The organism is Pseudomonas sp. LBUM1645 (assembly GCF_059716185.1).
The window spans coordinates 3284990-3297244 of the sequence record NZ_CP166811.1; the positions used below are offsets into that span (position 1 = coordinate 3284990).

The 12255-nt window shown below is 60.9% G+C and carries 7 protein-coding genes; all 7 read right to left on the reverse strand.

All coding sequences use genetic code 11. From position 1 onward, the window contains the following. Window positions 1-67: 67 nt before the first annotated feature. The 7 genes from ACA079_RS14765 to glgA all read right to left on the reverse strand — a co-directional run bounded on the left by ACA079_RS14765 (window position 68) and on the right by glgA (window position 11845). A complete protein-coding gene (locus tag ACA079_RS14765; protein WP_497704093.1) occupies window positions 68-826 on the reverse strand; it encodes a PIG-L deacetylase family protein in 759 nt (252 codons plus the stop codon). A gap of 148 nt (window positions 827-974) precedes the next feature. After that, window positions 975-3134, reverse strand: coding sequence for a glycogen debranching protein GlgX (gene glgX, locus ACA079_RS14770; protein WP_497704094.1), 2160 nt, complete (start codon window positions 3132-3134; stop codon window positions 975-977). Window positions 3135-3248: 114 nt separating this feature from the next. Then, a complete protein-coding gene (locus ACA079_RS14775; RefSeq protein WP_497704095.1) occupies window positions 3249-3566 on the reverse strand; it encodes a DUF2934 domain-containing protein in 318 nt (105 codons plus the stop codon). Between the two features lie 21 nt (window positions 3567-3587). Further along, complete coding sequence (locus tag ACA079_RS14780) at window positions 3588-6374, reverse strand: malto-oligosyltrehalose synthase (protein WP_497704096.1); 2787 nt, start codon at window positions 6372-6374, stop codon at window positions 3588-3590. Next, the gene (gene malQ / locus ACA079_RS14785) at window positions 6371-8449 is read right to left on the reverse strand and encodes a 4-alpha-glucanotransferase (RefSeq protein WP_497704097.1); all 2079 of its coding nucleotides are present in this window, start codon (window positions 8447-8449) and stop codon (window positions 6371-6373) included. Before malQ ends, ACA079_RS14780 begins: the two co-directional genes overlap by 4 nt. Next, on the reverse strand, window positions 8446-10245 hold the full coding sequence (treZ, locus tag ACA079_RS14790; RefSeq protein WP_497704098.1) for a malto-oligosyltrehalose trehalohydrolase: 1800 nt from the start codon (window positions 10243-10245) through the stop codon (window positions 8446-8448). The genes malQ and treZ overlap by 4 nt, the downstream gene beginning before the upstream one ends. Window positions 10246-10258: 13 nt before the next feature. Continuing rightward, complete coding sequence (gene glgA / locus ACA079_RS14795) at window positions 10259-11845, reverse strand: glycogen synthase GlgA (protein ID WP_497704099.1); 1587 nt, start codon at window positions 11843-11845, stop codon at window positions 10259-10261. Window positions 11846-12255 lie beyond the last annotated feature (410 nt).

Here is a 12255-nt window from a genome sequence, read left to right on the forward strand (position 1 = left end):
CCTTCGGCAGCTCCTACAGGTATACGCGCAAATGTAGGAGCTGCCGAAGGCTGCGATCTTTTGATCTTCAGACGAAGACAATTTCGTAGGGCAACCGTATCCGTTCCAGAAGCACCGGGGGCAGCAGCGGGGCGAGGCCGATGGCCGGCTCGCCGTCGAGCTGGCTGGCATAGGCGTGGGTGGCGTGGCTTTTGCGCGCGACGGTCCAGGTGTCCAGGCGAACCTTGCGCGCGCGATGCCACGGGATGAGCCCTCGATCACGCGTTGGCCAGTGCCAGGCCCAGACCGGTACTTCGTTGAATGCCGCACCGACCATGGCCGCAGCCTTGACGCTGGCCCGGCCGACGGCGTCATGGTCGACAATGCCATCCTCGCGCCAGGTGCTGAACACCACATCCCCGGGGCGTAAATAACGGGCAATGAATTGAGTCAACTGAAATTCCTGTTCGGCCAGGGCGTTGTCGGTGAAGCCGCCACGAATCCATTTGAGGCTGTGCATCGGCAGCCCAAGCCGGCGCAAGGCTTCGAGACTTTCCTGCGGGCGGAACACGCTCAAGCGTTTCTCCGACCACTGTTGCGAGCCCGGATGGCTGGCGCTGCCGTCGGTAATCGAGATTAACTGGAGCGGATGTCCCAGGGCGCTGAGCAACTGCAGCAGGCCGCCGCAGGTCACGACTTCATCACCAGGGTGTGGGGCAATCACTACAGCGCGTGCCCCGGCGGGGACCAGGGTTTGAGTGCTTATTACAGGAATGTTGTCCAGTTGCGGGGCGTTGTTCCAGATTTGTACTGGCGGGATGCTTTCGCTGATGGATACCGTTTTCATGGCTACGTCCTTGTTCTCGTTGATAGCAGTGTGCGGCGCTCCAAACCCTGGATTGCCGCGAGGAGAGTATTGCTCAAGACGCGCTATTCGTCGCCTCGATGCTCCATCCGGTACGTTTTTTTATCCGAGCTATCCCTGAAGGTCCATTTCACTCTTCTTCCTCATGCTGCAATTCGAACAGCAGCAGCGAACGACCGGTGATGGAATATTCGTGTCCGAACTCGAAGCGTTCCTGCCCGCGAATCGACGGTTGATTGGTGTCGATCATGCACGTCCAGTGATAGCCGTCAGGCACTTCCGGCAAGGTGAAGTTGACGATGTCGTGGTGCGCGTTGACCACCAGCAACAGGGTCGCGTCACCGCCCTTGCGGCGGATACCGGTTTCCTGGGCGCGGCCATCGAGCAGCATGCCGAGGCAGCGGCCATGGCCTTCCTCCCATTGTTCGATGGACATTTCGCTGCCATCCGGCGCGAGCCAGGTGACGTCCTTGACGCCGATGTCCTCGTTGTAATTGCCCACCAGGAACCGGCCGCGACGCAGGATCGGGTAGGTCAGGCGCAACTTGATCAGCCGTTTAACAAACTTGAGCAGGGCCTTGCCGTCTTCGCTCAGGTCCCAATTGACCCAACCGATCTCGCTGTCCTGGCAATAGGCGTTGTTGTTGCCTTCCTGGGTGCGGGCGAATTCGTCGCCGGCCACCAGCATCGGCGTGCCTTGGGACAGCAGCAGCGTGGCAAAGAAATTGCGCATCTGACGCTGACGCAGCTCATTGATCTCGGGATCGTCGGTCGGGCCTTCGACGCCGTGGTTCCAGGACAGGTTGTTGTTGCTGCCGTCCTGATTGTTCTCGTCGTTGGCTTCGTTGTGTTTGTCGTTGTACGACACCAGGTCGTTGAGGGTGAAACCGTCGTGGGCGGTGACGAAATTCACCGAGGCATATGGCCGCCGGCCACGCTGATTGAACATCTCGCCGGAGGCGGTCATGCGACTGGCGAAGTCCGCCAGTTGGCCGTCGTCGCCTTTCCAGAACGCACGCACGGTGTCGCGGAATTTGTCATTCCACTCGACCCAACCCGGCGGAAAGTTACCGACCTGATAGCCGCCGGGGCCGCAATCCCAGGCTTCTGCAATCATCTTCACCTGGCGCAGCACCGGGTCCTGACGGCAAGCGACGAGGAAGCTGTGACGTTCGTCGAAGCCATCGTGGTAGCGCCCGAGAATGGTCGCCAGGTCGAAGCGGAAACCGTCGACGTGCATTTCTGAAGCCCAGTAGCGTAGGGAATCGGTGACCATTTGCAGCACGCACGGGTGACTCAGGTCCAGGGTGTTGCCGGTGCCGGAATCGTTGATGTAATAGCGTTTGTCTTCGGGCATCAAGCGGTAGTAGGAGGCGTTGTCGATGCCGCGCATGGACAGGGTCGGGCCTTGTTCGTTGCCCTCGGCGGTGTGGTTGTAGACCACGTCGAGGATCACTTCGAGATTGGCTTCGTGCAGGTGCGCGACCATCTCCTTGAACTCGGCGATCTTGCCGCTGGCCAAGTAACGCGGGTCGGGGGCGAAGAACGCGATGCTGTTGTAGCCCCAGTAGTTGGTCATGCCTTTGTGCAATAGATGCTGGTCGTTGACGAAGGCATGAATCGGCAGCAATTCCACCGTCGACACGCCAAGCTTGCGGATGTGTTCCAGCACGTCATCGACCATCAACCCGGCGAAGGTACCGCGCAGATTCTCGGGGACGGAGGGATGACGCATGCTGATGCCGCGCACATGAGTCTCATAAATGATGGTTTTGTCCCATGGCACGCTGACCCGATGGTCGTGACCCCAGGTGTGAGCCGGATCGATCACCTTGCACTTGGGCACGAAGGGGGCGCTGTCGCGTTCATCGAAACTGAGGTCGGCGTCGGGATGGCCGATGGTGTAGCCGAACAGCGCTTCGGACCATTTCAACTGGCCGACCAATTGTTTGGCGTAGGGATCGATCAGCAGTTTGTTGTGGTTGAAACGATGTCCATTGGCAGGGTCGTACGCGCCGTAGACACGGTAGCCGTAGATCATCCCCGGATGGGCGTCGGGCAAATAACCGTGGTAGATCTCGTCGGTGTATTCCGGCAGTTCGATGCGTTCCAGTTCCACCTCGCCAGCATCATCGAAAATGCACAGCTCGACCTTGGTGGCGTTGGCGGAAAACAAGGCAAAGTTGACGCCTAGGCCATCCCAGGTCGCGCCCAGCGGGAAGGGCAAGCCTTCACGGATTCGCGAGGCCTCGGCTTGAGGTTCTGGCGCGGCTTTCTTCGGACTGGTCATAGGTGCTCCTGCAAAGGGGGGACATTTCTTGGCTCTGGTTTTTTTTGAGGGCGAGCGAGCCCTCGGTGGCGAGAAGACTCGCCACGAGGTCAATCAGGACAAAGGTGAAAGTCGTCAGACAGCGGGCGGTTTACGCGCTGCTCGAGGCTTTTTCTCGTTGGCTTTTTCGCCGGGCGGGATCACCTTCGAAGCCGCGGCAGGCTTGGCTTTGGCTTTTGGCTCGGCAGCCTTGCCATTGGCTTTGCTGGCAGGGGCCTTGGTGCTGGCGGTTTTACTGCCTGCGGCTTTTGCCGATTTGCTCGGTGCCAGGGCTTCGGCTTCAGCCAGTTTGCGAGCCATCTCCCAGTGGCGAGCGTCCTGGCCCTCGGGTTTTCCTTCCGATTCCCAGATCTGATAGGCGAATTCGCGGATGCGTTTATCGTTGATACTCATCGCAATGCTCCTGAACTGAACTCAAGTGTGGGTAGTTTGGATAAAAAGATTAACCGGGAAATTCCCTAGCGCGACGCTGATGTTCAGCTCCCTGTGGTGTGTGACTGTTGTGCTTGAAAAAAGTCCCTTCAAATTTTCATCAGGGGCGGTGAACGGTAATTTGACCCGTGTATCGCCCCACAGCGGCGCGTCAATCCGGGGTTCGGCACTGTTTTTCAGCAGTTCGGCGCAGCGTATCGGCACGATCACGATGGCGCGATTTCCTTCCAGCGAGCGAGCAAATGCGAGCACCCGGTGAGCCTGGCTGCCGACGACTTCAAGGGCTTGATACGTCCCTCGCCGAAACAGCTCGGTGTGCTCGAGCCGCAGGTTCAACACTTGAGCGATCAGCGTTTGTTTAATACGCCCGTCACACCAGTTAGCCAACAATTCTGGCAGTTCCGATGACGTCTGCATGGACTGCTGACGGCTGGCGTAATCCACCGGCCGGCGGTTGTCCGGATCGACCAGCGAAAAGTCCCAGTACTCGTTGCCCTGATAGAGGTCCGGTACCCCCGGCACGGTCATGCGCAGCAAGGTTTGCGCCAATCCATTGAGTGCGCCGGGGACGGCGATGCTCTTGGCTGCTTTGCCGAGGGCAGCGCGTAGCAGCTCACCTTCGGGGCTCAGAAGCAGACGTTGCAGGAATTGGTGAGCCGCTTGTTCGTAAGCCTCGTTCGGCGCGCTCCAGCTGCTTTGCAACTTGGCTTCGCGCAAGGCTTTCTGTTGCCACTGCCACACTCGTTGAGTGTAGTTCTCCAAGGCTGTTTGATCGTCACTGCGCAAATCGAGCGGCCAGCTGCCGAGGATCGCTTGATAGAGGATCAACTCATCGCCCGCAGTCGGCATCTGGTCGTCGTCGCGCAGGGGGCGGGCGAGGGTCCGCCAGAGCGGGACTTGCTCGGCGTACCAGGCACTGCGCTCGCTCAGCACCGCGAGGCGCGCGCGGGTGTCTTCGCCGCGTTTGTGATCGTGGGTCGCGGTGGCCAGCAAATTGTCGGGGAACGCTTCGAGACGGTTGATGCAAGCCGCATGGAAATCGGCCACCGGCGCGCTGAACTGCTCGGTGCTGAAGCCCACGTCATTGCGCGACAACAATGTCGCCGAGCGATAGAACGCGGTGTCCTCCACAGCCTTCGCCGCCGCCGGCGACGTCAGTTGCTGAAAACGCACACAGGCATGCTTGAGCATCTTGCGCGGCCGGCCCAACGGGCGTTTGCGCCATGACTCACCACCCAGCCAACTGGCCAGGCAATCGAGCACCGGCCAGTCGGCCTCGCCGAGAGTTTGCCTGGCACCGTCCATGGCTTGCTGGAAAAACACATCGTCTTCAGCGGAACGCCCACGTGGGCTGATATAGGTGCGGTACACCGGGAAATGCACGATCAGTTCCTGCAACGCTCGACGAATCGCACCGAGGGTCAGGTCGCGGGTCATCAGGTCATCCCGGGCCACTTGCAACAGGGCCTGGGCGACGCTTTCGAAGTCCCCGGCGAGGGAACCGTTGAGGATCTGCTGGCGGGCCAGTTGCGCTTCCTGACGGAAATCGGCGGGCCGTTCGCTGTGACGATTCCACAGTTCGCCCAAGGTGTCGGCGCCTTCAGGAGCATGTTGCAGCAGCGACAGCTGATTCATGAACTCGTAACCGGTGGTGCCATCCACCGACCAGTCACGGTGCAGGGTTTCACCTTCGCCGAGGATCTTCTCGACGTAGATCGGCAGGTGCCGATCCGGTGACAGGCTGTCGACGCGCCGCCGCAATTTGCGGCAGTAGCCCCGAGGGTCGGCGAGGCCGTCGATGTGGTCGATGCGCAGACCGTCAACCAGGCCTTCGGCCACCAGCTCGAAGATTTTCGCGTGGGTGGCTTCGAACACGGCCGGGCGTTCGACCCGCAGGCCGCCCAGTTCGTTGACATCGAAAAAACGCCGCCAGTTGATGTCATCTGCCGCCGTGCGCCAACTGGCCAGGCGATAGCTTTGGTGTTCAAGCAATGGGTGCAGGCGCTGGAAACCTTCGGCGGTGAGCGAGTCGTAAGCGCTGAGGTTTTGCTGGATGGCCTGGAGAATCGCCGGATCATTGGCCAGTTCACGCAGCTCTGTTTTCAGCGGCATCGCCAGACTGTGGGCGTCGGTCTGGTAGCTCAAGGTGCTGAAACGGTCTGCCAGCGACTTGAGCGATTCGGCGGTCAGCGGGTCATCGGTTCTGAGCAGTTCGCCGTAATGGGTCGGGCAGATCGGGAAGTGATGCTCATAGTGCTCGACATAAAACGCGCCCTTGTGCGCATCGAAGCGCAGGGGCAGGGTGCCGTCCTGCAACGCGATGCCGTAGTCGCTGCCGAGGAAGGGCAGCAGTAACTGGCCTTCCATCAACGGGTCGGGTGAATGCCACTGGATATCGAAGAACTCGCCGTAAGGACTCAGGCGTCCCCATTCCAGCAAATCCTGCCACCAGGGATTATCGCCGCCGCCGACGGCCATGTGGTTGGAGACGATGTCGAGGATCAGCCCCATGTTCAGCTCGCGCAATGCGCTGACCAAACGCCGCAGCGCCGCTTCGCCGCCGAGCTCCGGGTTGACCGTGGTCGGGTCCACGACGTCGTAGCCATGCATGGAACCGGCGCGGGCACTCAGTAGCGGTGAGGCATAGACATGGCTGATACCGAGGCTGGCGAAGTACGGCACCAGCGGCACCGCATCGTCCAGCGTGAAGTCTTTATGGAACTGCAGCCGCAGGGTCGCCCGCAGCGGTTGGATAAGCGTTTGCTTCATTGGTCACGCTCGGCCGCCTGAAGCCGCGCACAGGCGAGCAGTTCCAGGCGCCGGGCGGCGTCCGGGTCATCGAGCAAGGCTTCACTGTCGCCGGGCAAGCGTCGGGACCAGTTGGGGTGCGTGTCGGTGGTGCCGGGCAAGTTGGCCTGCTGCTCGATGCCCAGGGCATCTTCCAGCGGCAGCAACACCAGCGGCGCACGGGTATGACCGAGGAAACGTATCGCGGCGTCGAGCACCTGATCGGTTTCATGGGACTCTTCGCGAAAATTCTGCGGGTCCTCGCTCAACACCCGGCGCAGACCTTCACGTTCGCGTTCGCGGTGGTGGCGCCATTCGATTTCACCGGGGGCGTCGACCATGCCCAGTCGGGCGTTCCAGTCGATATCGTGGCCATGCCACCAGCCATTGAGCGTTGGCAGGTCATGGGTGCTGGTGGTCGCGAGGGCATTGTCCGGCCAGTCGAGAATCGTTTTGAAGTGCGCGTTGTCCTGTTCGAACAGCAGCACGCGCATGCCGAGGATCGAGCGGGCGATGAGCTTTTCTCGCAAACCATCGGCCACGGTGCCAAGGTCTTCACCGAGGACGATGGCTTGATGGCGATGGGACTCGAGGGTCAGCAAACGCAGCAGGTCGTCCACCGGGTAATAGAGGTAGGCGCCGTCGGCGGGTGACGCGCCATTGGGGATCACCCACAGCCGTTGCAGGCCCATGACGTGATCGATGCGCAGGCCACCGGCGTGGGCAAAATTGGCGCGGAGCATTTCGATGAATGCACGAAAGCCATTGCGTACCAGACCTTCGGGCGAGAACGCGGAAATCCCCCAGCCCTGACCGGTGCGGTTGAGAATGTCCGGTGGTGCACCCACGGTCAACGAGGCGAGTAATTCGTCCTGACGGCTCCAGGCCTGACTGCCACCGCCATCGGCACCCACCGCCAGATCGGCGATCAAACCAATGCTCATGCCGGCGCTGCGGGCGGCGGTTTGTGCGCGTTCCAGGCAGCGGGTGATCAGCCATTGGCAGAAGGCAAAGAAGCCGATACGTCCGGCGTTCTCTTCGGCGAATTCAGCCAGTGCAGCGCTGCGCGGGTTTTGCCATTGCTCGGGCCACTGCCGCCAGTCGAGGTTTTCACCCTTGGCGGCGCGGGCTTCTTGAATGGCTTCAAAGCGGCAGTGGTTTTCCAGGGCTTCGCCAGCGGCGTGGCGGAAGCTGCTGAAGTCGGCATGCAACGGGTGTTCACCCTGGACAAAGCCTTCGTACAACGCCTGCAACAGACGGTGTTTGGCTTCGGCCGCTACCGGCCAATCAACCAAGGGCAAGGCTTCAAGGTGCTTGAGCTCTGCCGCCAGGCCGGTGGCATCAATTGCGGTACGCATTGCTCGATCACCCAGGATCGCGCCCGGTGCGGCGTACAGGCTGTTGAGAAACAAGCGGCTGGACGGCGAATACGGGCTGTAACGCTGGGTGTCGCTGCTGAACATCGCATGCAGCGGACTGATCGCCAGCGCTTCGGCACCGCGTTCGCCGGCCACACGGGCCAGGTCTTCGAGTGCCTGGGTATCGCCGAAACCGCAATCGCCCGGACGACGCAGCGAGTACAGCTGCACGCTCAGGCCCCAGGCGCGCGGGATCGGGCTGTCGACGGCATCGCCGACGCTGTAGCAGCGAGACGGCGCCACGGCCAAGGTAAATTCCTGTCCGTCGATGCTGACGTGTTGATAGCCGACCGGGATCAGGCCGGGCAGTATCGCCTCGGCATCCAGTTTTAAATGAAGTCGCGAGCCATCTTCAAGGTGGATTTCGCACGGCGTTTCCGGCTCAAAGTAATGCGCCAGGCTCAGGCCGACACCGAAGTCTGCGGTCAGCAGCGGCGGCAGGTGTCGGGTCTGTTGCACCTGTTGCAATTCCAGCAGGCTGGCGTCGATTTCCTGAGCGCTGCCGGCCGGGTGGCCGAGTCCGATGAGGACGTTGCGTAACACTGATGGCGCGACTTTCTGTGGGCGGCCGTTGGCGTCGATCCAGTCGACAGCCAGGCCAGCTCGGCTGGCCAGTATTTCCAGTTGCGTATCGCTCATTGGCGCTCTCCGTCCGGGGGTAGCAAAGGGGCTGCGGCCGTGAGGCTGACTAGCGCGCAATGCGGGGCAAGGGTGCCCTGATCCAACAGACCGGCTGACTGTGGCGGGTATTCGAACAACAACAATGAAGCGTCGGCCTGTGGGGAGTGGACCACAGGTGTGTCGCTGAGGTTCAGGTCAATGCACAGCAGGCTGCCATCGCCCAGTCGCCAGCGCGCCGTTACTGCGCCTGTGGCCAGCACCTCGGCGCCTAGTGCTTGCGCACCGGGGAGGCGGGGAATGATCTGCTGATGGCGGATCTGCAACAGTTGGCGATACAGGTCGTGCATGGCGGACTGTCGGGTTGATGTCAGCTCGGGGCGTGAAGCCTCAAAGGTCTGGCGCGCGTTCGGGTCGGGAATCTGCTCGCGTTTGTGCGGATCAGCAAACGCGCTGAAGGCGGAAAACTCGCTACGTCGTCCCTCGCGGACCAATTCCGCGAGTTCACCGTGATGGCTGGTGAAGAACAGGAACGGTTGCTCGGCCGCGAACTCGTCGCCCATGAACATCAGCGGGATCATCGGTGACAACAGCAGTAATGCGGTGGCTGCCTTGAGCGCATCGGGGTTGGCCAGTTGATGCAGCCGTTCGCCCAAGGCGCGGTTGCCGATCTGGTCGTGGTTTTGCAGAAACAGCACGAAAGCACTGGGCGGCAAATGACCGCTGGGCTCACCGCGGGTTGTACCGTGACGGGTTACGTGGCCCTGAAACACAAAGCCCTGACTCAGGCAGCGCGCCAGTTGCTCGGTGGGGTTTTGCGCATAGTCGGCGTAATAGGCGTCGGTTTCGCCGGTCAGCAGCACGTGCAAGGCGTTGTGGCCGTCGTCGTTCCACTGCGCGTCGAAGCCTTCTTCCAGCAGGCTGGCCTGGTTGTGTTCGTTTTCAACGGTCAGCCACACATGCCTGGCAGGATCGGTTTGCTGGCGAACCTTTTGCGCCAGTTCCCGAAGAAAGTCCGGGTCTTCGATGGCGTGCACCGCGTCCAGGCGCAAGCCATCGAAGCGGTACTCCAGCAACCACATCAGCGCATTGTCGATGAAGAAGTCCCGCACCTCGCGCCGCCGGAAGTCGATGGCCGCACCCCAGGGGGTGTGCTTGTCTTCGCGGAAGAAGCCCTTGGCGTAGCGATGCAGGTAATTGCCGTCCGGGCCGAAATGGTTGTAGACCACGTCGAGAATCACCGCCAGGCCATGGCCGTGGGCGGTGTCGATCAGGTGTTTGAGTTGTTCGGGAGTGCCGTAGGAGGCTTGGGGCGCGTAGGGCAGAACCCCGTCGTAACCCCAATTGCGATCACCGGGGAACTGCGCCAGCGGCATCAGTTCGATCGCGCTGATGCCCAGCTCCACAAGGCGCGCCAGGTGCTGCTCGACTTCGCTGAAGCCACCGAGCGCACCGACGTGCAATTCGTAGATCACCGCCTCATTCCACGGCCGCCCGAGCCAGGCGCTGTGTTGCCATTGATAGGCAAGTGGATCGACCACCACGCTGTGGCGGTCGATATCACCGGCCTGCGCGCGGGAGGCCGGGTCGGGCACCTCCAGCTCGCCGTCGATGTTGTAGCGGTAACGCGTGCCGGCGGGGCAGCGGGTGTTGATCACGAACCAGCCATCTGCCTGGGGCAGGAGTGGCAAGGACTGTCCATCTTCCAGTTCTACACTGACGTAAAACGCATCTGGCGCCCACAAGGCAAAACGCGTGTGTTCTGCGTCCAGCATGATTGCGCCGTGGGGCCAGGTCTCAAGGGTCCGTAACGGCATCTTTGAAAACCTCTTAATGTTTACCCGATTTACCCAGCGCCTTGGTCACCAGTTTTTCGTAGAGTTCGGCGTACGGTTCAACCGCCTTGCACCAGTTGAAAGGCGCGGCCATGGCCCGGCAGCGCATGGCATTGAGCAGGTCCGGGAAGGCAAAAACCTTGAAGGCCCGGCTCAGGGCTTCCTCGTAACTTTCGGCCGTGGATTCGTCGAACAGGAAACCGGTCACGCCGTTTTCAATGGTGTCGGCCAGACCACCGGTGTTGCGTGCCACCGGCAACGAACCGAAGCGCTGGGCGTACATCTGGCTCAGCCCGCAAGGCTCGTAACGCGAAGGCATGAGCAGGAAATCACTGCCGGCGAACATGCGACGAGCGTCGGTTTCGTTGAAACCGATGCGCACGCCGATCTGGCCTGGAAAACGCAGGGCCAGCTCACGCATGGCTTGTTCTTCTTCCGGCTCGCCGCGACCAATGATCGCGATCTGCCCGCCAGATTTGACGATGTACTCGGAGACGGCTTCGGTCAGGTCCAGGCCTTTCTGATAGACCAGTCGCGAAACTACGGCGAACAGCGGACCTTCGGAGTCTTCCAGGCCGAACAACTCACGGACGTGGGCGGCGTTGACCGCTTTGCCTTCCCAGTCGCCAATTTTGAAAGGGCAGAACAGGTGCGGGTCGGTGGCCGCGTCCCAGCTTTCATCGATGCCATTGGGAATGCCACTGAGCAGACCTTGCTGGGTCTTGGCGGCAAGAAAACCGTCGAGACCGCAGCCGAAAGCCGGGGTGGTGATTTCCTGGGCATAGGTGGCGCTGACGGTAGTGATGTGGCTCGAATAAGCCATGCCGGCCTTGAGGAACGACATCTTGCCGTAGAACTCCATGCCTTCCTGTTGCAAGGCATGCAGGGGGATACCCAGTTCCGGGCACGAGCCAAGACTGGTCACGCCCTGGTAGGCGAGGTTATGAATGGTGAACAGCGTCGGGGTGCGCTGTCCACGCCAGTGCATGTAAGCCGGGGCCAGACCGGCAGGCCAGTCATGGGCGTGCACCAGGTCCGGGCACCAGTGAATTTGTGCAAGGTTGGCGGCGATGTCGGCGGCTGCCAGGCCCAAGCGGGCGAAACGAATGTGGTTGTCCGGCCAGTCGCGGCCGTTGTTGGCGCCGTAAGGCGAACCCTCGCGCTCGTAGAGCTCGGGGCAGATCAACACGTAAATGACCAGACCGTCGGGCATGTCCATGCGCCCGATCTTGCAGGGAGGTAACGCGGCGTGACCGCCGAGCTCGCCAATAATATGAATCGGGTTTTCGCTGTGCAGCACCTGCGGGTAACCGGGGATCAACACTCGCACATCGTGCAAATGAGCCATGGCTCGCGGCAGCGCTGCGGAAACGTCGCCCAGACCACCGGTTTTCACCAGATCGGCGATCTCCGAGGTGACGAACAGCACTTTCTTCTTGTTGGGGTTCTGGCTGGCCACCGGTGTCAGCGTCTTGGTGCCTGGGACGCTGATCGATTGGTGGCTGGGGGCGCTCACAGCGCTCGTTTCGCCGACCTGCTGATGAGCACGTTCTCCCTGAATATCTAAAGCCGCACTGATCATATGAATCTCCCGTGTTGTTGATCTAATTCTTAGGTCTGGCACAAACGGTGTTTCGTGGCCAATTCCTGTGGCCGGGCGCAAACGCGCTACGCATCGGTGAGCAAGCGCTGCCAATACGATGAAGCAGAATGGCTATAGAGATCGTTGCAAGGATTGCACCAGTCGCAACGCACCTCCCTTTAACCTGACCCGTCACGACCGGCAAAAGTTTCGACTTTCTTTCCGCTTTGTGACCGACCGGTTTTACCCCGCGGAACTGAGTCTAGGCCAGAACTTAGAGCGGGGGAGGCCGAATGGCAAAATTGTTCGACAATCGGTTTAAAGAGGTACGGACGTACCGCTTGGAGGGGGAAACGCACCGACGAAGGGCATGTTTTTTTACCTTTTTGCCTCAAAACATCTTCGAGGTG